The organism is Pseudomonas vlassakiae (assembly GCF_014269035.2).
Taxonomy (GTDB): Bacteria; Pseudomonadota; Gammaproteobacteria; order Pseudomonadales; family Pseudomonadaceae; genus Aquipseudomonas; species Aquipseudomonas vlassakiae.
Genome location: NZ_JABWRP020000011.1, coordinates 41,971 through 61,349, shown reverse-complemented (window position 1 = coordinate 61,349; position 19,379 = coordinate 41,971). Strand labels below are relative to the sequence as shown.

16 protein-coding genes are annotated in these 19,379 nt (G+C 64.0%); 14 read left to right on the top strand and 2 right to left on the bottom strand.

What is annotated here, in order from left to right; translation table 11 throughout:
* Positions 1 to 166 precede the first annotated feature (166 nt).
* From edd to HU738_RS15510, 11 genes are all read left to right on the top strand, one after another.
* Positions 167 to 1,993 (top strand): phosphogluconate dehydratase, encoded by a 1,827-nt coding sequence (gene edd / locus HU738_RS15560; RefSeq protein WP_186603934.1) that lies wholly within the window; start codon positions 167 to 169, stop codon positions 1,991 to 1,993.
* On the top strand, positions 1,990 to 2,949 hold the full coding sequence (locus HU738_RS15555) for a glucokinase (RefSeq protein ID WP_186603935.1): 960 nt from the start codon (positions 1,990 to 1,992) through the stop codon (positions 2,947 to 2,949). The genes edd and HU738_RS15555 overlap by 4 nt, the downstream gene beginning before the upstream one ends.
* Before the next feature lie 64 nt (positions 2,950 to 3,013).
* Complete coding sequence (gltR, locus tag HU738_RS15550) at positions 3,014 to 3,739, top strand: two-component system response regulator GltR (RefSeq protein WP_186603936.1); 726 nt, start codon at positions 3,014 to 3,016, stop codon at positions 3,737 to 3,739.
* Entirely contained in the window at positions 3,720 to 5,174 is a 1,455-nt protein-coding gene (locus HU738_RS15545; RefSeq protein ID WP_176510219.1) for an ATP-binding protein, read from the top strand. Before gltR ends, HU738_RS15545 begins: the two co-directional genes overlap by 20 nt.
* Before the next feature lie 101 nt (positions 5,175 to 5,275).
* Positions 5,276 to 6,526, top strand: coding sequence for a D-mannose isomerase (locus HU738_RS15540; RefSeq protein ID WP_186603937.1), 1,251 nt, complete (start codon positions 5,276 to 5,278; stop codon positions 6,524 to 6,526).
* A 104-nt stretch (positions 6,527 to 6,630) separates the two neighbouring features.
* Positions 6,631 to 7,917, top strand: coding sequence for an ABC transporter substrate-binding protein (locus HU738_RS15535; RefSeq protein WP_186603938.1), 1,287 nt, complete (start codon positions 6,631 to 6,633; stop codon positions 7,915 to 7,917).
* Between the two features lie 192 nt (positions 7,918 to 8,109).
* The gene (locus tag HU738_RS15530; protein ID WP_085673494.1) at positions 8,110 to 9,018 is read left to right on the top strand and encodes a carbohydrate ABC transporter permease; all 909 of its coding nucleotides are present in this window, start codon (positions 8,110 to 8,112) and stop codon (positions 9,016 to 9,018) included.
* Complete coding sequence (locus HU738_RS15525) at positions 9,011 to 9,856, top strand: carbohydrate ABC transporter permease (RefSeq protein ID WP_186603939.1); 846 nt, start codon at positions 9,011 to 9,013, stop codon at positions 9,854 to 9,856. The genes HU738_RS15530 and HU738_RS15525 overlap by 8 nt, the downstream gene beginning before the upstream one ends.
* A 3-nt stretch (positions 9,857 to 9,859) precedes the next feature.
* Positions 9,860 to 11,014: an ABC transporter ATP-binding protein gene (locus tag HU738_RS15520; RefSeq protein ID WP_186603940.1), complete on the top strand. Its 1,155-nt coding sequence runs from the start codon at positions 9,860 to 9,862 to the stop codon at positions 11,012 to 11,014.
* A 41-nt stretch (positions 11,015 to 11,055) separates the two neighbouring features.
* A complete protein-coding gene (locus HU738_RS15515) occupies positions 11,056 to 12,399 on the top strand; it encodes a carbohydrate porin (RefSeq protein ID WP_186603941.1) in 1,344 nt (447 codons plus the stop codon).
* A gap of 117 nt (positions 12,400 to 12,516) precedes the next feature.
* Complete coding sequence (locus tag HU738_RS15510; protein WP_186603942.1) at positions 12,517 to 13,371, top strand: D-hexose-6-phosphate mutarotase; 855 nt, start codon at positions 12,517 to 12,519, stop codon at positions 13,369 to 13,371.
* Here the strand turns inward: HU738_RS15510 and hexR are convergent.
* The gene (gene hexR, locus HU738_RS15505; RefSeq protein ID WP_176510233.1) at positions 13,364 to 14,227 is read right to left on the bottom strand and encodes a DNA-binding transcriptional regulator HexR; all 864 of its coding nucleotides are present in this window, start codon (positions 14,225 to 14,227) and stop codon (positions 13,364 to 13,366) included. The two genes, HU738_RS15510 and hexR, sit on opposite strands and share 8 nt — an antisense overlap.
* A gap of 211 nt (positions 14,228 to 14,438) precedes the next feature.
* Between hexR and zwf the strand changes: the two genes are divergently transcribed.
* Genes zwf through HU738_RS15490 form a run of 3 tightly spaced genes read left to right on the top strand, consistent with a single transcriptional unit; the run spans position 14,439 to position 17,306 of the window.
* Positions 14,439 to 15,908, top strand: coding sequence for a glucose-6-phosphate dehydrogenase (zwf, locus tag HU738_RS15500; RefSeq protein ID WP_176510226.1), 1,470 nt, complete (start codon positions 14,439 to 14,441; stop codon positions 15,906 to 15,908).
* Entirely contained in the window at positions 15,895 to 16,608 is a 714-nt protein-coding gene (pgl, locus tag HU738_RS15495) for a 6-phosphogluconolactonase (RefSeq protein WP_186603943.1), read from the top strand. The genes zwf and pgl overlap by 14 nt, the downstream gene beginning before the upstream one ends.
* 17 nt (positions 16,609 to 16,625) lie before the next feature.
* A complete protein-coding gene (locus HU738_RS15490) occupies positions 16,626 to 17,306 on the top strand; it encodes a bifunctional 4-hydroxy-2-oxoglutarate aldolase/2-dehydro-3-deoxy-phosphogluconate aldolase (protein WP_186603944.1) in 681 nt (226 codons plus the stop codon).
* Between the two features lie 129 nt (positions 17,307 to 17,435).
* Here the strand turns inward: HU738_RS15490 and leuA are convergent, their stop codons facing one another.
* Entirely contained in the window at positions 17,436 to 19,109 is a 1,674-nt protein-coding gene (leuA, locus tag HU738_RS15485) for a 2-isopropylmalate synthase (RefSeq protein ID WP_176510229.1), read from the bottom strand.
* Between the last annotated feature and the right edge of the window lie 270 nt (positions 19,110 to 19,379).

The following is a 19,379-nucleotide window of genomic DNA, read 5'->3' as shown; positions in this document are numbered from 1 at the left end:
AAAACAAGCCTTTTTGATGGCAGTATTTTGTTTAAACATACAACGAGTGGTTGTGCGCAGTGCCTCCCCCGATATCGCGAGCCCCTCTGCCTTGAGCCTAGGCCGCAATCGTTTGGAGGGGAAACGCCCGGTAAACCGCCCTTACAATTAGCCTGGAGTCCAGTACATGCATCCGCGCATCCTTGAGGTCACCCAGCGGCTGATCGAACGCAGCCGTGCCACCCGCGAACGCTACTTGCAGCTGATTCGTGGCGCGGCCAGTGACGGGCCCATGCGTGCCAGCCTGCAATGCGCCAACTTCGCCCATGGCGTGGCCGGTTGCGGTGCCGAGGACAAGCAGACCCTGCGGTTGATGAACGCGGCCAACGTCGCCATCGTTTCGTCGTACAACGACATGCTCTCGGCGCACCAGCCGTATCTGCATTTCCCTGATCAGATCAAGCAGGCCCTGCGCGAGGTCGGCTCGGTCGGCCAGTTCGCCGGCGGTGTGCCGGCCATGTGCGATGGCGTGACCCAGGGCGAGCCGGGCATGGAACTGGCGATCGCCAGCCGCGAAGTCATCGCCATGTCCACGGCGGTAGCGCTGTCGCACAACATGTTCGACGCTGCACTGATGCTCGGCATCTGCGACAAGATCGTCCCTGGCCTGATGATGGGGGCGCTGCGCTTCGGCCACCTGCCCACCATCTTCGTCCCGGGTGGGCCGATGGTTTCCGGTATTTCCAACAAAGAGAAGGCCGACGTGCGTCAGCGCTATGCCGAAGGCAAGGCCAGCCGCGAGGAGCTGCTGGAGTCGGAAATGAAGTCCTACCACAGCCCCGGCACCTGTACCTTCTATGGCACCGCCAACACCAACCAACTGGTGATGGAGGTCATGGGCCTGCACCTGCCCGGCGCCTCGTTCGTCAACCCGTACACACCGCTGCGCGATGCCCTCACCGCCGAGGCGGCGCAACAGGTCACGCGCATGACCAAGGCCAGCGGCAGCTTCATGCCACTGGGCGAGATCGTCGACGAGAAGGCACTGGTCAACTCGATCGTGGCCCTTCACGCCACCGGTGGCTCGACCAACCACACCCTGCACATACCGGCAATCGCCCAGGCGGCGGGCATCCAGCTGACCTGGCAGGACATGGCCGACCTTTCCGAGGTGGTGCCGACCCTGTCCCACGTCTACCCCAACGGCAAGGCCGACATCAACCACTTCCAGGCCGCTGGCGGCATGGCCTTCCTGATTCGTGAGCTGCTCGACGCCGGCCTGCTGCACGAGGACGTCAACACCGTGGCTGGCCACGGTCTGCGCCGCTACACCCAGGAACCGTTCCTCGACGACGGCAAGCTGGTATGGCGCGAAGGGCCGCAGCAGAGCCTGGACGAGAGCATCCTGCGCCCGGTGGCGCGGCCATTCTCGGCCGAAGGTGGCCTACGGGTGATGGAAGGTAACCTCGGCCGTGGCGTGATGAAGGTGTCGGCCGTTGCGCCTGAGCATCGGGTAGTCGAAGCACCGGCGCGCGTGTTCCATGACCAGCAGTCGCTGGCCGATGCCTTCAAGGCCGGTGAACTGGAGTGCGATTTCGTTGCCGTGGTGCGCTTCCAGGGCCCGCGTTGCAACGGCATGCCCGAACTGCACAAGCTGACGCCGTTCCTCGGCGTGCTGCAGGACCGGGGTTACAAGGTCGCGCTGGTGACCGACGGGCGCATGTCGGGGGCCTCGGGCAAGATCCCGGCCGCCATCCACGTCTGCCCCGAAGCGTTCGATGGTGGCCCGCTGGCACGCGTGCAAGACGGTGATATCGTGCGTGTCGATGGCGTCGAAGGCACGTTGCGGGTGATGGTGTCGGCAGAAGAACTGGCCAGCCGTGACCTGCCGCCCGCGCCCCAGGGCAACGACCTGGGCTGCGGCCGTGAGCTGTTCGGCTTCATGCGCATGGCCTTCAGCCCGGCAGAGCAGGGCGCGAGTGCCTTCACCTCCGCCCTGGAGAACCTCAAATGAAAGACCTGCTGGTTGGCGACATCGGTGGCACCAATGCCCGTTTTGCGTTGTGGCGTGACAACCAGCTGTGCCAGGTGAAGGTCTTCGCCGCGGCCGACTACACCAGCCCGGAGCAGGCCATCGAGGCTTACCTGGAATGCCACGGCATTGCCCGTGGCGGCCTGGCAGCGGTGTGCCTGGCGGTGGCCGGGCCGGTCGATGGCGATGAATTCCGCTTCACCAACAACCATTGGCGGCTCAGTCACAAGGCGTTTTGCCAGACCTTGCAGGTCGAGCGGCTGCTGCTGATCAACGACTTTTCTGCTCAGGCGTTGGGTATGACCCGCCTGCAACCCGGTGAGTACCGTGAGGTCTGCGCAGGCCGGGCGGACCCGATGCGGCCGGCGCTGGTGATTGGCCCGGGCACTGGCCTGGGCGTCGGCAGCCTGTTGCGCCTGGGCGAGCAGCACTGGCTGGCGTTGCCGGGTGAGGGCGGGCATGTCGACCTGCCGGTGGGCAATGCCCGGGAGGCGGCGATCCATCAGCAGATACACGGCCAGATCGGCCACGTCAGCGCCGAGACCGTACTCAGCGGCGGTGGCCTGGTGCGCTTGTACCAGGCCATGTGCTCGCTGGACGGCGACACGCCCCGATACACATCCCCGGCACAGATCACCGATGCCGCGCTGGGTGGCGAACCACGGGCGCTGGCGGTGATCGAGCAGTTCTGCCGGTTCCTCGGGCGGGTGGCAGGTAACAATGTGCTGACCCTGGGCGCGCGCGGTGGGGTTTATATTGTCGGCGGCGTGATTCCGCGCTTTGCCGAGCTGTTCCTGCGCAGTGGTTTTGCCACCAGCTTTGCCGACAAGGGCTGCATGAGTGGTTACTTCGCAGGGGTGCCCGTGTGGCTGGTGACGGCGGAATTCTCTGGACTGCTGGGGGCTGGAGTGGCATTACAGCAGGAGCTGGCACACTGACCGGGGCGTGAAGCGGCCCCAACAGCAGGCGAAAGACCTGTGACAACAATGAGGGCGGGATACCTTGAGCACTGCCGGAAAATCCATCCTGATGGTCGACGACGATCAGGAAATTCGCGAACTGCTGCAAACCTACCTGAGCCGCGCCGGCTTCCAGGTCCACGCCGAGGCTGACGGCCAGGGCTTTCGCCGCGCCCTGGAAAGCATCCCCTGCGACCTGGTGATCCTCGACGTCATGCTGCCCGACGAAGACGGCTTCAGCCTGTGCCGCTGGGTGCGTCAACACCCGCGCCAGGCACGGGTACCGATCATCATGCTGACCGCCAGCTCCGATGAAGCCGACCGCGTCATCGGCCTGGAACTGGGCGCCGATGACTACCTGGGCAAGCCGTTCAGCCCCCGTGAACTGCAGGCGCGCATCAAGGCCCTGTTGCGCCGCAGCGAGTTCGGCCAGGCCGCACCGGCCAGTACCGTGCTGGCCTTCGACGACTGGCGTCTGGATACCATCAGCCATCGCCTGTTCCACCGCGACGGTGAAGAGGTGATTCTGTCGGGGGCCGATTTCGCCCTGCTCAAGCTGTTTCTCGACCATCCGCAGCAGATTCTGGACCGCGACACCATCGGCAACGCCACCCGAGGCCGCGAGCCGATGCCGCTGGACCGCATCGTCGACATGGCCGTCAGCCGCCTGCGCCAGCGCTTGCGCGACACCGACAAGCCACCGCGGCTGATCCGTACCGTGCGTGGCAGCGGTTACCTGCTGGCGGCCCATGTCTGCTGCGCTTCCTGAGCGGCGCTGGCGCCTGCTGCCGCGCTCGCTGCTGGGGCGCATGCTGCTGCTGACCCTGCTGGTGGTGCTGTTGGCACAGGGCCTGTCGAGCCTGATCTGGGTCGCCCAGTTGCGTGCCAGCCAGTTGCAGGGCCTGCGCGCCAGTGCCTCGAGCCTGGCCCACTCCATGAGCGCCAGCGTCAGCTACTTCCGCTCGCTGCCGGTGGCCTATCGGCCAATGGTGCTCGATCAACTGCGCAGCATGGGGGGGACGCGTTTTTTCGTGTCGCTCAATGACAAGCCACTGGATATGCCGGTATTGCCCATCACGCCGCGCAAGCAGGTGGTGATCGACGTGTTCCGGCAAGTGCTGCACGAACGCCTCGGCGAGCAGATGGAGATTTCTGTCGAGTTCGTCGCCCCCGATGACCTGCGCATCTTCAACAGCGGCCTGAAGCTCGATGAACTGCCGCGCTCATGGGCCCATTACTCGCTGACCCTGGAGCCGCTCAACCCGCCGGTGCTGGTGACCCAGATCCGTCTGGGCCAGGGCGAATGGCTGTACATCGCCTCGTTGCTGCCCGAGCCCTATACCAGCCTCGAAACCGAACGCCTGCCGCGTCAGCAGATCGGTTTCATCGTCCTGACCACCGCCTTGCTGCTGCTGTTCATCGGTTTGCTGGTGCACTGGCAGAGCTGGCCGCTCAAGCGCCTGGCGCGCGCTGCGCGCGAACTGTCATTGGGCGCCGACGTGGCGCCGGTGGCCGAGGGCGGTGGCAGCGAGGTGATCGAAGTGGGGCGGGCGTTCAACAGCATGCGCGAGCGCATCAGCCGTTACCTGACCGAGCGTTCGCAGTTGTTCAGCGCCATTTCCCATGACCTGCGCACCCCGATCACGCGCTTGCGCCTGCGCGTGGAGCTGCTCGAGGACGAACGCCTGCAGGCCAAGTTCAGCCAGGACCTCGACGAGCTGGAGCTGCTGGTCAAAGGCGCGCTGCAATGCGTGAAAGACACCGATATCCACGAGAACATCGAGCCGGTCGACCTTAACCAGGTGCTGGAGATTCTCGCCGAGCCGTACCTGGGTGATGGCCGTATCACGGTCGAAGGGCGAGCCGTGTTGCCGTACCCGGGCAAGCCACTGGCCCTGCGCCGCTGTATCGGCAACCTGATCGACAATGCCATCAAGTATGGCGAGCGGGCGCACCTGCGCATCATCGACAGCGCCGAGGGCTTCGTCCTGCAGGTCGATGACCAGGGCCCCGGCGTGCCGCAACAGCAGATGGAGCAGGTGTTCGAGCCGCATTTTCGCCTGGCCGGCAAGCAGCAGGGCTACGGGCTGGGCCTGGGTATCGCACGCAATATCGCCCATAGCCATGGCGGCGAGGTGAGTCTGCTCAACCTGCGCGAAGGCGGCTTGCGGGTGACGCTCTACCTGCCAAGAGGCGTGGAATGAGCTGTGTCACAGCTTGGTGACACAACTGCTCCGCTTCGTGACATCCCGGCCAGGACGGCTGGCTAGACTTCCCCGACGACAGGCAAGGAACGCGCTACTCCATGACGAGCCTCGATCTGGCCCCCGGCAGTTGGCTGGGTTCTACCGCACATGCCGCTTGGCTGCAGGCAGAAGGGCAGCGTCTGCTGGCATTCGCCAAGGCTTCGCAGCTGCCAGACGGCTTTGGCTGCCTTGATGCCCAGGGCTGCCTGCCGGCCGATGCGGGCAGCGAAACCCTGCAGACCACGCGCATGACCCACGCCTTCGCCCTGGCTCACCTGCAGGGTGTGCCTGGCTACCTGCCGTTGGTCGAGCATGGCGTCAACGCCTTGCACGGGGCCTTGCACGACCCCCGCCACGGCGGCTGGTTCGCGCGCCCCCACGGGCTGGGCGACAGCGACAAGGCCGCCTACCTGCATGCCTTCGTCGCATTGGCCGCGAGTTCCGCAGTGGTCGCCGGCGCTGCGGGGGCGCACGGCTTGCTGGAAGATGCCATCGACGTCCTGCAAACGCGGTTCTGGAGCGAGGAGCAGGGTGCCCTGCGTGAGTCGTTCTCCCGCGACTGGCAGCAGGCCGAGGCTTATCGTGGAGCCAACAGCAACATGCACGCCACCGAGGCGTTCCTGGCCCTGGCCGATGTCACCGGCGATACGCTGTGGCTCGATCGCGCCCTGCGCATCGCCCAGCGCATCATCCACACCCACGCTGGCGCCAACGACTATCGGGTTATCGAGCATTTCGACGCGCACTGGCAGCCGCTGCCGCACTACAACCGCGATCACCCCGCCGACCCCTTCCGGCCATTTGGCACCACGCCTGGCCATGCTTTCGAGTGGGCCCGGCTGCTGCTGCATCTTGAAGCTGCTCGCGAACTGGCCGGCCTGCACGCACCGGACTGGCTGCCGGGCTGTGCCCGTGGCCTGTTCGACAGTGCCTGCCGCGATGCCTGGAACGCCGATGGCGGCAAAGGCATCGTCTACACCCTGGACTGGGACAATCGCCCGGTGGTGCGCGAGCGCCTGCACTGGGTGCACGCCGAGGCCTGTGCCAGCGCGGCGGCCCTGCTGCGGCGTACCGGCGAAGCGCAGTACGAACGCTGGTACCGCTGCTTCTGGGACTTCATCGACGGCCATTTCATCGACCGCTTGGCCGGCAGCTGGCATCACGAACTCGACCCGGGTAACCGCCCTGCCGCGACGCTATGGGAGGGCAAGCCGGATCTCTATCACGCCTATCAGGCAACCTTGATACCCGGGCTGCCGTTGGCCCCGAGCCTGGCAACTGCCGTTGCCGGTCATGTAACCAAACGATGACATTCATGCATCGCTTCGTTACCTGACGAGGCGGGCGCGCTGATTAGACTCCATGCAATGCAAGCGATCGACTTGCCCGGCATAACAACAAGAAAGGTACTCCGATGAATTCCACTCTCCGCCTCGCCGCCGCGATCTCCCTCGCCTCGCTCCTGCCGCTCAGTGCCAGCGCCGCCGAATCCAAAGGCAGCGTCGAAGTCGTGCACTGGTGGACCTCCGGGGGTGAAAAAGCGGCTGTCGATGTGCTCAAGGCCCAGATCGAGAAGGATGGCTTCACCTGGAAGGACGGCGCCGTTGCAGGCGGCGGTGGTGCCACGGCCATGACCGTGCTCAAGAGCCGTGCGGTGGCGGGTAACCCGCCTGGCGTCGCGCAGATCAAGGGGCCGGACATTCAGGAGTGGGCTTCCACCGGGTTGCTTGATACCGAGGTGCTCAAGGACGTTGCCAAGGAAGAGAAGTGGGACGCGCTGCTCGACAAGACGGTCTCCGACACCGTGAAGTATGACGGTGACTATGTCGCGGTACCGGTCAACATCCACCGCATCAACTGGCTGTGGATCAACCCTGAAGTTTTCAGGAAAGCCGGCATCGACAAGGCGCCGACCACCCTCGACGAATTCTACGCCGCCGCCGACAAGCTCAAGGCTGCAGGCTTCATCCCGCTCGCCCATGGCGGCCAGCCCTGGCAGGACAGCACCGTGTTCGAGAGCGTGGTGCTGTCGGTAATGGGTGTGGATGGCTACAAGAAGGCCTTGGTCGACCTGGACAGCGCGGCGCTGACCGGCCCCGATATGGTCAAGGCGCTCACCGAGCTGAAGAAGGTCGCCACCTACATGGACCTGGATGGCAAGGGCCAGGACTGGAACCTCGAGGCGGCCAAGGTCATCAATGGCAAGGCCGGCATGCAGATCATGGGTGACTGGGCCAAGAGCGAGTGGACCCTGGCCAGGAAAGTCGCCGGCAAGGACTACCAGTGCGTGCCGTTCCCGGGTACCGACAAGGCGTTCCTCTACAACATCGACTCGCTGGTGGTGTTCAAGCAGAACGACAAGGGCACTGCTGCCGGTCAGCAGGACATCGCCCGCAAGGTCCTGGGCGAGGACTTCCAGAAGGTCTTCAGCATCAACAAGGGCTCCATCCCGGTGCGCAACGACATGCTCGCCGACATGGGCAAGCTTGGCTTCGACGCCTGCGCCCAGACCTCCGCCAAGGACTTCCTCGCCGACGCCAAGACCGGCGGCCTGCAGCCGAGCATGGCGCACAACATGGCCACCACGCTGGCCGTGCAGGGCGCATTCTTCGATGTGGTGACCAACTACATCAACGACCCCAAGGCCGACCCGGCCGATGCGGCGAAGAAGCTGGCGGCGGCGATCAAGGCGGCCAAGTAGACGACAGTCCGGAGGCTTGCGCGGCCCTTGGTGTGGGAGCGGCCTTGCGTCGCGAAAGGACCGCAGAGCGGTCCCACAACCAGGCAGCGCAGTCCTTTTAGAACACTCATCCGGCCCCGGGGCTGCTACGCAGCCCTTTCGCGACGCAAGGCCGCTCCCACAAACAGTGTGGCAGTGCCTGAAAGGTGACCCATGACAACAGCAACCGCCCAACTGCGGGCCTCCCCCCTGGACGCGCTGCAGCGCTGGTTACCCAAACTGGTGCTGGCCCCCAGCATGTTCATCGTCCTGGTGGGCTTCTACGGCTACATCCTGTGGACCTTCGTCCTGTCCTTCACCACCTCGACCTTTCTGCCGACCTACAAGTGGGCCGGCCTGGCGCAATACGCCCGGCTGTTCGACAACGACCGCTGGTGGGTGGCGAGCAAGAACCTGATGCTGTTCGGTGGCCTGTTCATCGCCATCAGCCTGGCCATCGGCGTGCTGCTGGCCGTGCTGCTGGACCAGCGCATCCGCCGCGAAGGCTTCATCCGTACCATTTACCTGTACCCCATGGCGCTGTCGATGATCGTCACCGGTACCGCCTGGAAGTGGCTGCTCAACCCCGGCATGGGCCTGGACAAGCTGCTGCGTGACTGGGGCTGGGAGGGTTTTCGCCTGGACTGGCTGATCGACCCTGACCGGGTGGTGTACTGCCTGGTGATCGCCGCCGTGTGGCAGGCCTCGGGCTTCATCATGGCGATGTTCCTCGCCGGCCTGCGCGGGGTCGACCAGTCGATCATTCGCGCCGCACAGATCGACGGTGCCAGCCTGCCGCGCATCTACTGGACCGTGGTGCTGCCCAGCCTGCGCCCGGTGTTCTTCAGCTCGCTGATGATCCTGGCGCACATTGCGATCAAGAGCTTCGACCTGGTGGCGGCCATGACCGCCGGTGGCCCGGGTTACTCCTCCGACCTGCCGGCGATGTTCATGTACTCCTTCACCTTCAGCCGCGGCCAGATGGGCATGGGCTCGGCCAGTGCCATCCTCATGCTTGGGGCGATCCTGGCGATCCTCGTGCCGTACCTGTACTCGGAACTGCGGAGCAAGCGCCATGCATAGTCCAACGGAAAAACCGGCGCTGAGCCTGAGCCGCATCGCCATCCATGCGGTGCTGCTGATCGCCGTGCTGCTGTACCTGGTGCCGCTGGTGGTGATGCTGCTGACCAGCTTCAAGTCCCCGGAAGACATCAGCACCGGCAACCTGCTGAGCTGGCCCGCCGTGATCACCGGCATCGGCTGGGTCAAGGCCTGGGGCGCGGTCAGTGGTTACTTCTGGAACTCGATCATGATCACCGTGCCGGCGGTGCTGATCTCCACCGCCATCGGTGCGCTGAATGGCTATGTGCTGTCGATGTGGCGCTTTCGCGGCTCGCAGCTGTTCTTCGGCCTGTTGCTGTTCGGCTGCTTCCTGCCGTTCCAGACCGTCCTGCTGCCGGCGTCGTTCACCCTCGGCAAGCTCGGCCTGGCCAGCACCACCACCGGCCTGGTGCTGGTGCACGTGGTCTACGGCCTGGCCTTCACCACGCTGTTCTTTCGCAACTTCTACGTGAGCATCCCCGATGCCTTGGTCAAGGCCGCGCGCCTGGATGGCGCCGGCTTCTTCACCATCTTCCGCCGCATCATCCTGCCGATGTCGACGCCGATCATCATGGTCTGCCTGATCTGGCAGTTCACCCAGATCTGGAACGACTTCCTGTTCGGCGTGGTGTTTTCCAGTGGCGACTCGCAACCGATCACCGTGGCCCTGAACAACCTGGTCAACACCAGCACCGGGGCCAAGGAATACAACGTCGACATGGCGGCGGCGATGATCGCCGGCTTGCCAACCCTGCTGGTCTACGTGGTGGCAGGCAAATATTTCGTCCGCGGGCTCACCGCCGGCGCGGTCAAGGGGTAAGTCATGGCAACGCTTGAACTTCGCAATGTGAACAAGACCTACGGCAGCGGCCTGCCAGACACACTCAAGGACATCCAGCTGTCGATCAAGGACGGTGAGTTCCTGATCCTGGTCGGCCCCTCTGGCTGCGGCAAGTCGACCCTGATGAATTGCATCGCCGGCCTGGAGAGCATCAGCGGCGGTGCAATCCTCATCGACGAACAGGACGTCAGCGGCATGAGCCCCAAGGATCGTGACATCGCGATGGTGTTCCAGTCCTATGCGCTGTACCCGACCATGAGCGTGCGCGAGAACATCGAATTCGGCCTGAAGATTCGCAAGATGCCGCAGGCCGCCATCGACGAGGAGGTGGCGCGGGTGGCCAAGTTGCTGCAGATCGAGCACCTGCTCGCGCGCAAGCCGGCGCAGCTGTCCGGTGGCCAGCAACAGCGTGTGGCCATGGGCCGGGCGCTGGCGCGGCGACCGAAGATCTACCTGTTCGACGAACCGCTGTCCAACCTCGATGCCAAGCTGCGGGTCGAGATGCGCACTGAAATGAAACTGATGCACCAGCGCCTGAAGACCACCACGGTGTATGTCACCCACGACCAGATCGAGGCCATGACCCTGGGCGACAAGGTGGCGGTGATGAAGGACGGCATCATCCAGCAGTTCGGCACGCCCCAGCAGATCTACAACGACCCGGCCAACCAGTTTGTCGCCAGCTTCATCGGCTCGCCGCCGATGAACTTCATTCCGGTACGCCTGACCAAACAGGACGGGCGCCTGTTGGCGGTGCTCGACAGCGGCCAGGCCCGCTGTGAACTGCCGTTGGGGCCGGCCAATGATGACCTCGATGGTCGCGAGATCATCCTCGGCATTCGCCCCGAACAGATCGCCTTGGGCGCAGGCGAGGGCAATGGCCTGCCGGGTATCCGCGCCGAAGTGCAGGTGACCGAGCCCACCGGGCCGGACCTGCTGGTGTTCGTTACCTTCAACCAGACCAAGGTCTGCTGTCGCCTGGCGCCGGACATTGCCTGCCGGGTAGGCGACAGCCTGGATCTGCAGTTCGACCCGGCTCGGGTGCTGCTGTTCGACGCCGACAGCGGCGAGCGTTTGCACCTGGCCAGCAGTCATACCGCCGTAAAGGACAACGTGGCCCATTTCAAGGGCCGATAACTCGTCTACACCGTCAATAAGAAAAAAGAGGACGCAAAGGGATGGAACAGCGCAATCGCATCAGGACATTGGGTTCACTGGCCCTGCTCGCCGTGGTTGGCAGCAGCGGGGTGCAGGCTGCCGAGGCATTCTCCAGCGAGTCGAAATGGATGACCGGCGACTGGGGCGGCGCCCGCACCGAGTTACTGGACAAGGGCTATGACTTCACCCTCGACTATGTCGGCGAGGTGGCCGGCAACCTGCATGGCGGCTACAACGACGACAAGACCGCGCGCTACAGCGACCAGTTCGCCCTTGGCGCGCACCTGGACCTGCAGAAGATCCTCGGCTGGCACGATGCCGAGTTCAAGCTGGCGATCACTGAGCGCAGTGGCCGCAACCTGTCCAACGACCGCATCAGCGACCCGCGTGCCGGGCAGTTCAGCTCGGTGCAGGAAGTGTGGGGCCGTGGCCAGACCTGGCGGCTGACACAGATGTGGGTCAAGCAGAAGTACTTCGACGGCGCGCTGGACGTGAAAGTTGGCCGTTTCGGTGAAGGCGAGGACTTCAACAGCTTCCCCTGCGACTTCCAGAACCTGGCCTTCTGTGGTTCGCAAGTGGGCAACTGGGTCGGCGGTATCTGGTACAACTGGCCCGTCAGCCAGTGGGCGCTGCGGGTGAAGTACAACATCACCCCGGAATTTTTCGTCCAGGTCGGTGCGTTCGAACAGAACCCGTCCAACCTGGAGACCGGCAACGGCTTCAAGCTCAGCGGCAGCGGCACCAAAGGCGCGATCCTGCCGGTGGAGATGGTCTGGTCACCCAAGGTCAATGGCCTGCCGGGCGAGTACCGCCTGGGTTATTACTACAGCACGGCCAAGGCCGACGACGTGTTCGAAGACGTCAACGGCAACCCGCAGGCGGTTACCGGCGAGGCCTTCAAGTCGCACTCGAGCAAGCACGGCTGGTGGGTGGTGGCGCAGCAGCAGGTCACCGCCCATGGCGGCGACATCAACCGAGGGCTGAGCCTGTTCGCCAACTTCACCGTGCATGACAAGGCCACCAACGTGGTCGACAACTACCAGCAACTCGGCCTGGTCTACAAAGGTGCCTTCGACGCTCGGCCCAAGGACGATATCGGTTTCGGCGTGGCGCGTATCCATGTAAATGACGATGTCAAGAAGCGCGCCGAACTGCTCAACGCCCAGAGCGGTATCGATGATTACGACAACCCAGGCTTCGTGCCGCTGCAGCGCACCGAATACAACGCCGAGCTCTACTACGGCTTTCATGTCACCAACTGGCTGACCGTACGGCCCAACCTGCAGTACATCAAGAGCCCGGGTGGCGTGGACGAAGTGGACAACGCGCTGGTCGCAGGTTTGAAGATTCAGTCGTCTTTCTAAGCACACTTGTTGTAAATTTACGCCAATCCAAATTCGGCTCCCGGCACCCACTGGCTTGCAGTGGTTGTCGGGAACAGGCCGAGACAGCGCTATCTCAAACAACAAGAGCTTGGAACCATGCCCGAACATCCGCTACATCGCTTCTTTTCCTCGCAGCGGTCCCGGCCGACGTTCGAGTGGGAGCGTTACCAGCAGCGCGATGTGCTGATCATCGATCATCCCCGTTGCCAGGCGGTATTCAGCCGCCAGGGCGCGCAACTGTTGCACTTCCAGCCGACCGGCGAGCGTCCCTGGCTGTGGTGCGCCGAGCAATGGCCGCAAGTGGGTGCGATTCGCGGTGGAGTGCCGGTGTGCTGGCCCTGGTATGGCCGTCACCCCAGTGAAGACCTGTGGCCTGCCCATGGCTGGGCGCGCTTGCTGGACTGGAAGCTGGTGGACAGCCGTGAGGACGAGCAGGGGGTCAGCCTGAAGTGGCGGCTGGACCTGTGCGATTGGCAGGTGGACTTGCACGCCAGGCTTGGCAGCCGCATGGAACTGAGCCTGAGCACCGAGCATCAGGACAGCGAACCTTGCCAGCTGAGTCATGCGCTGCTGGCCTACTGGCGCATCAGTGACGTTTCCGAGATAGCGCTGTCTGGGCTTGAGGATATCGAAGGCTATGACCGCCTGAGTCGCCAGGCCTGCCGTGAAGATGGCGCGCTCAAGCTCAAGGGCGGCTGCCAGAAGGTTTACCCGGGTACGCCACGGGTGCAGTTGCAGGACCCGGCCTGGGAGCGGGAGCTGTGCATCGACACGGGTGACAGTGACGATACCGTGGTCTGGCACCCCGGTAATCGGCCGCTGATGGGCGTCAGCGGTCGCGAATGCCAAGGTTTCGTCTGTGTCGAGGCGGCCAGCGGCAGTGGCGAGGGCCTGAGCCTGGCGCCGGGGCAGCGCGCGCACCTGCGGTTGCAGGCGCACCGGCTCAGTTGAGTTCGTCGTCCTCGATCGGGTAGCGGCTGGCGTTGAGGCTTTCCTTGATCTTGCGCAGGTGCGGCTGGAAGTCCACGCCACGGCGCAGGGTCATGCCGGTGGCCAGCACGTCGAGCACGGTCAGCTGGATGATCCGCGAGGTCATTGGCATGTAGATGTCGGTGTCCTCCGGCAGCGGGATATGCAGGCTCAGGCTGCAGGCCTGGGCCAGCGGCGAGCCGGCAGCCGTCAGGCCGAGCACCGAGGCGCCGTTTTCCCGGGCCAGGCGTGCCACATCGACCAGTTCGCGGGTGCGCCCGGTGTAGGAGATGATCACGAACAAGTCGCCGGTGTGTGCCACCGAGGCCAGCATGCGTTGCATCAGTACATCGGCATGGGCCGATACCGCGAGGTTGAAGCGGAAGAACTTGTGCTGGGCATCGAGCGCCACCGGTGCCGAGGCGCCGAGGCCGAAGAAGTGGATCTGCCGGGCCTGGATCATCATGTCCACGGCACGGCTGACCTGTTGCGGGTCCAGTTGCTGGCAGGCGCTGTCAAGCGAGGCGATGGCACTGCCGAAGATCTTCTGGGTGTAGGCTGCCGGGTCATCGTCGGCTTCCACTGCGCGGCTTACGTAAGCGGCACCGCTGGCCAGGCTCTGCGCCAGTTGCAGCTTGAGCTCCGGGTAGCCGCTGACGCCGAACGAGCGGCAGAAGCGGTTGACGGTCGGTTCGCTGACCTTGGCCGCCTGGGCCAGCGCGGCGATGCTGAAGCGGGTGGCTTGTTGCGGGTTGAGCAGGATGACTTCGGCGACTTTGCGTTCGGCCTTGTTCAGCTCGTCGAGGCGTCCCTGGATCTGTTCCAGGAGGTTTCGCACGCGGTCCATGGGTGTGTCCTTGGGTCGGGAAGACAGCCGGCTGTGGGAGCAGCAGGCTTTTTGCACGGTCGTCTATCGTACTGTCGGCGCGATTGACGTACCACTTGTCTGTAACGTTCGAATGTAATGTTGTGGTTTTTACTACATTATCCCTTGAAAACCGTGTGTGAAAGCGGTATTCCTAGACCAACTTTAGGAAAGAACCAACATCATGGCTGCGATCAGTGTCGAACCTTGCACCTTTGCCCTGTTTGGCGCACTCGGCGACCTGGCCTTGCGCAAGCTGTTTCCTGCGCTCTACCAGCTCGACCGTGCCAACCTGCTGCACGCCGACACCCGTCTGTTGGCGCTGGCCCGCGAGGCCGGAAGTGCCGAAGATCACCTGAACACCATCGAAGCGCACCTGCGCCGGCATGTGTCCGAGGCTGACATCGAGCCCGCTGCATTGGGGCGCTTCCTTGGCCGCCTGCGCTACCAGCACCTGGACTTCCTGCAGCCCGAAGGCTACCAGGCCCTGGCCGAACAACTGACCGGCGAGCAGCCGCTGATCGCCTACTTCGCCACCGCGGCGGCGGTCTACGGCGCTATCTGCGAGAACCTCGACAAGGCCGGCCTGGCGCCGCGCACGCGGGTGGTGCTGGAAAAACCCATCGGTCATGACCTGGAGTCATCACGGCGGGTCAACGATGCCGTGGCGCGCTTCTTCCCGGAAAGCCGCGTCTATCGCATCGACCACTACCTGGGCAAGGAGACCGTGCAGAACCTGATCGCCCTGCGTTTTGCCAACAGCCTGTTCGAAACCCAGTGGAACCAGAACTCCATCTCCCACGTGGAGATTACCGTGGCCGAGAAGGTCGGTATCGAGGGCCGCTGGGGCTATTTCGACAAGGCCGGCCAGCTGCGCGACATGATCCAGAACCACTTGCTGCAGCTGCTCTGTCTGATTGCCATGGACCCGCCCAGCGAGTTGTCGGCCGACAGCATCCGTGACGAAAAGGTCAAGGTGCTCAAGGCGCTGGCGCCCATCACCGGGGAAGGGTTGAGCACCCGCGTGGTGCGCGGCCAGTACATCGCCGGCTACAGCGATGGCAAGCCGGTGCCTGGCTACCTGGAGGAAGACAACTCCAACGCGCAGAGCGACACCGAAACCTTCGTCGCCCTGCGTGCCGACATCCGCAACTGGCGCTGGTCGGGTGTGCCGTTCTACCTGCGCACCGGCAAGCGCATGCCGCAGAAGCTGTCGCAGATCGTCATCCACTTCAAGGAAACCCCGCACTACATCTTCGCCCCGGAACAGCGTTTGCAGATCGGTAACAAGCTGATCATCCGCCTGCAACCGGACGAAGGCATATCCTTGCGGGTGATGACCAAGGAGCAGGGCCTGGACAAGGGCATGCAACTGCGCAGTGGCCCGCTGCAACTGAATTTTTCCGATACCTGGCGCAGTTCGCGGATCCCGGATGCCTACGAGCGCTTGCTGCTCGAAGTGATGCGGGGCAACCAGAACCTGTTCGTGCGCAAGGACGAGATCGAGTACGCCTGGAAGTGGTGTGACCAGTTGATCGCCGGCTGGCGTAACGCGGGCGATGCGCCCAAGCCTTACGCGGCGGGTTCCTGGGGGCCGATGAGCTCGATTGCATTGATCACGCGTGATGGGAGGGCGTGGTATGGCGATATCTGAATTGAAGCTGCCAGCGAGCGCGCAGGTGCACGACCTGGCGGATGCCAAGGCATTGGCCGCAACCCTGGCCCATGAGGTGGCCGAGCGCCTGCATGCAGCCATAGCCGCCAAGGGCCACGCCTGCGTGGTGTTGTCGGGTGGTCGCAGCCCGGTGCCGTTCCTCGAGAAGCTGGCCGGCGAACAGCTGGACTGGGCCAAGGTCACCGTCAGCCTGGCCGACGAGCGCTGGGTGCCGGTGGAGCACGCCGACAGCAATGCCGGGCTGCTGGCCCGCCACCTGTTCAAGGGCGCTGCCGCCAAGGCCCGCTTCGTCGGGCTCTATCAGCAGGCCGGTAGCCTCGAGGCGGCCGCGTTCAGCGCCGACCAGGCCCTGGCAGAACTGCCGCCGATCGATGTGCTGGTGCTGGGCATGGGGGACGATGGCCATACCGCCTCGCTGTTCCCCGACAGCCCCAACCTTGCCGAAGGCCTCGCCCTGAACAGCACGCGCCGCTGCCTGCCGATGCTGGCCCCGAGTGTGCCGCACCAGCGCCTGTCGATGACGCGCTCGTTGCTGGCCAGTGCGGCATTCATCGCGCTGTCCGTGCAAGGCCCGGGCAAACTCGCTACCCTGCGCGCCGCGCTGGCGGGCAACGACCTTTCCGAAATGCCGATTCGCGCCTTTCTTCACGACCCCCTGGACATCTACTGGTGCCCATGAGCCAAGGATCCACAGTCATGACCACCCTTGAACGCCCACAGCCCAAGCTTTCGATGGCCGATAAAGCCGCCCGGATCGATGCCATCTGCGAAAAGGCGCGCATCCTGCCGGTAATCACCATCGCCCGTGAGCAAGACATCCTGCCGTTGGCTGACGCCCTGGCTGCTGGCGGTATCCGCACCCTGGAAGTGACCTTGCGTTCGCAGCATGGCCTGAAGGCTATCCAGGTGCTGCGCGAGCAGCGCCCGGAGCTGAGCGTCGGCGCCGGCACTGTGCTCGATCGCGGCATGTTCGCGGCGGTGGAGGCCGCTGGCGCGCAGTTCGTCGTCACGCCGGGCATCACCCAGGATCTCCTCGAAGCGGGTGTGGACAGTGAGATCCCGCTGTTGCCAGGCATCAGCACGCCCTCCGAGATCATGATGGGTTATGCCCTGGGCTATCGCCGCTTCAAGCTGTTCCCGGCGGAAATCAGCGGCGGCGTGGCGGCGATCAAGGCCTTTGCCGGCCCGTTCGGTGACATTCGTTTCTGCCCGACTGGCGGTGTGAACCCGGCCAACGTGCGCAATTACATGGCGCTGGGCAATGTGATGTGCGTGGGGGGCACCTGGATGCTCGACAGCAGCTGGATCAAGAACGGCGACTGGGCGCGGATCGAGGCGTGCAGCGCCGAGGCGATGGCACTGCTGGACGCCAATTGAATCTGTTGTGTGCTTTACGGCTTATGGGGCGCTTGGTCGGCGCCCCTTTTTTTGGCCTGAATTATTGCTGTGCCCAGGCATGAAAAAGCCCGCATCAAAGGATGCGGGCTTCGTCTGTTGCGGTGCGGCTCAGGCCGCCTTGGCTTCCTGCTGGCTCAGCGAGCGGTTCAGTGCGCTGAACAGGGCCTTGAAGCTGGCGGTGGTGATGTTCTCGTCGATGCCCACGCCATGCACCGGGCGGCCGCCGGCCACGCGCAGTTCGATGTAGGCCGCCGCCTTGGCATTGGTGCCGGCACTGATGGCGTGCTCGTTGTAGTCCATGATTTCTACCGATACCGGCAGGCCGGCGACAAGGGCTTCCAGGGCGCCGTTGCCCTTGCCGTGCCAATGCAGGGTGGTTTCGCCTTCGCCGGCAACTTCCACTTCCACCGAACTGTTGCCGTTTTCTTCCTTCAGGCGGTGGCTGACCAGTGCATAGGGCGCGTTGGCCTGGAGGTATTCCTTGTGCAGCAGGCTGTAGATCTGCTGGGCGGTCATTTCCAGGCCCAGGCGGTCGGTTTCACCTTGCACCACCTGGCTGAACTCGATCTGCATGCGACGTGGCAGGCTGATGCCGTACTCCTGCTCGAGCAGGTAGGTGATGCCGCCTTTGCCCGACTGGCTGTTGACGCGGATCACCGCCTCGTAGCTGCGGCCGATGTCGGCCGGGTCGATCGGCAGGTATGGCACTTCCCACAGCTCGCCTTCCTGCTGCTTGGCGAAGCCCTTGCGGATGGCGTCCTGGTGCGAGCCAGAGAACGCGGTGTGGACCAGGTCGCCGACGTACGGGTGACGGGGGTGTACTGGCAGCTGGTTGCATTCTTCGACCACCTTGCGCACGCCGTCGATGTCGGAGAAGTCCAGCAGCGGGTCGATGCCTTGGGTGTAGAGGTTCAGCGCCAGGGTCACCAGGTCTACGTTACCGGTACGCTCGCCGTTGCCGAACAGGCAGCCTTCGGCACGGTCGGCGCCGGCCATCAGGCCCAGCTCGGTGGCGGCGATGCCGGTGCCACGGTCGTTGTGGCAGTGCAGGCTGATGATTACGCTGTCGCGGCGGCTGACGTTGCGGCAGAACCACTCGATCTGGTCGGCGTAGATGTTCGGCGTGGACACTTCCACGGTGGCCGGCAGGTTGAGGATGATCTTGTGCTCGGGGGTCGGGTTCCACACTTCGATCACCGCATCACAGACTTCCTTGGCGAATTCCATCTCGGTGGCGCTGAAGGTTTCTGGCGAGTATTGGAAGGTCCACTGGGTTTCTGGCTGCTGGGCGGCATATTTGACGAACAGCTTGGCCGCGTTCACCGCGATGTCCTTCACGCCTTGCTTGTCCTGGTTGAAGACGATGCGGCGGAACGACGGGCTGGTGGCGTTGTACAGGTGGACGATGGCCTTCTTCGCCCCGCGCAGCGACTCGAAGGTGCGGGCGATCAGGTCTTCACGGGCCTGGGTGAGCACCTGGATGGTGGTGTCGTCCGGGATGTGGCCGTCTTCGATCAGCATGCGCACGAAGTCGAAGTCGGTCTGCGAGGCCGACGGGAACGAGGCTTCGATTTCCTTCACACCGACCTGCACCAGGGTCTTCCAGAAGCGCAGCTTCTTCTCCGAGTCCATCGGCTCGATCAGCGACTGGTTGCCATCACGCAGGTCCGAACTGCACCAGATCGGCGCCTGGGTGATGGTCTTCGACGGCCAGGTACGGTCAGGCAGGTCGATGGTCGGGAAAGCGCGGTATTTCTTCGATGGGTCTTTGAGCATGGTCATGGAAGCAATCCTTTTGTGTGCGGCCGAGATCGGGCCTGCCGAGCGATAACGAGATGAACAGGCGAGGCGATGCGATCAACCTGGTAGTCGGGCGCTGACCAGGCAGAGGCTGCGGTGTTGTCGGAGCAGGATGAGGGTGCTGAAGGTTTTCATGCCCTCAACTTAACCAGTGGGGTGGGGGATAGCAAGCGCTGGGAAAAAATTGAGAGGAATGCTTAAAAAAAGCCGGATTGCGAGATTTTATCGCTGATATATGGGTTTAGATTTGTG

Bases quoted from the DNA above. Each gene is read 5' to 3' on its own strand.
- HU738_RS15540 (WP_186603937.1), top strand. From the start codon at position 5,276: ATGACGAGCCTCGATCTGGCCCCCGGCAGTTGGCTGGGTTCTACCGCA.
- HU738_RS15520 (WP_186603940.1), top strand. From the start codon at position 9,860: ATGGCAACGCTTGAACTTCGCAATGTGAACAAGACCTACGGCAGCGGC.
- HU738_RS15515 (WP_186603941.1), top strand. From the start codon at position 11,056: ATGGAACAGCGCAATCGCATCAGGACATTGGGTTCACTGGCCCTGCTC.
- HU738_RS15490 (WP_186603944.1), top strand. From the start codon at position 16,626: ATGACCACCCTTGAACGCCCACAGCCCAAGCTTTCGATGGCCGATAAA.
- HU738_RS15530 (WP_085673494.1), top strand. From the start codon at position 8,110: ATGACAACAGCAACCGCCCAACTGCGGGCCTCCCCCCTGGACGCGCTG.
- zwf (WP_176510226.1), top strand. From the start codon at position 14,439: ATGGCTGCGATCAGTGTCGAACCTTGCACCTTTGCCCTGTTTGGCGCA.
- HU738_RS15535 (WP_186603938.1), top strand. From the start codon at position 6,631: ATGAATTCCACTCTCCGCCTCGCCGCCGCGATCTCCCTCGCCTCGCTC.
- edd (WP_186603934.1), top strand. From the start codon at position 167: ATGCATCCGCGCATCCTTGAGGTCACCCAGCGGCTGATCGAACGCAGC.
- HU738_RS15555 (WP_186603935.1), top strand. From the start codon at position 1,990: ATGAAAGACCTGCTGGTTGGCGACATCGGTGGCACCAATGCCCGTTTT.
- HU738_RS15545 (WP_176510219.1), top strand. From the start codon at position 3,720: ATGTCTGCTGCGCTTCCTGAGCGGCGCTGGCGCCTGCTGCCGCGCTCG.
- HU738_RS15525 (WP_186603939.1), top strand. From the start codon at position 9,011: ATGCATAGTCCAACGGAAAAACCGGCGCTGAGCCTGAGCCGCATCGCC.
- pgl (WP_186603943.1), top strand. From the start codon at position 15,895: ATGGCGATATCTGAATTGAAGCTGCCAGCGAGCGCGCAGGTGCACGAC.
- leuA (WP_176510229.1), bottom strand. From the start codon at position 19,109: ATGACCATGCTCAAAGACCCATCGAAGAAATACCGCGCTTTCCCGACC.
- HU738_RS15510 (WP_186603942.1), top strand. From the start codon at position 12,517: ATGCCCGAACATCCGCTACATCGCTTCTTTTCCTCGCAGCGGTCCCGG.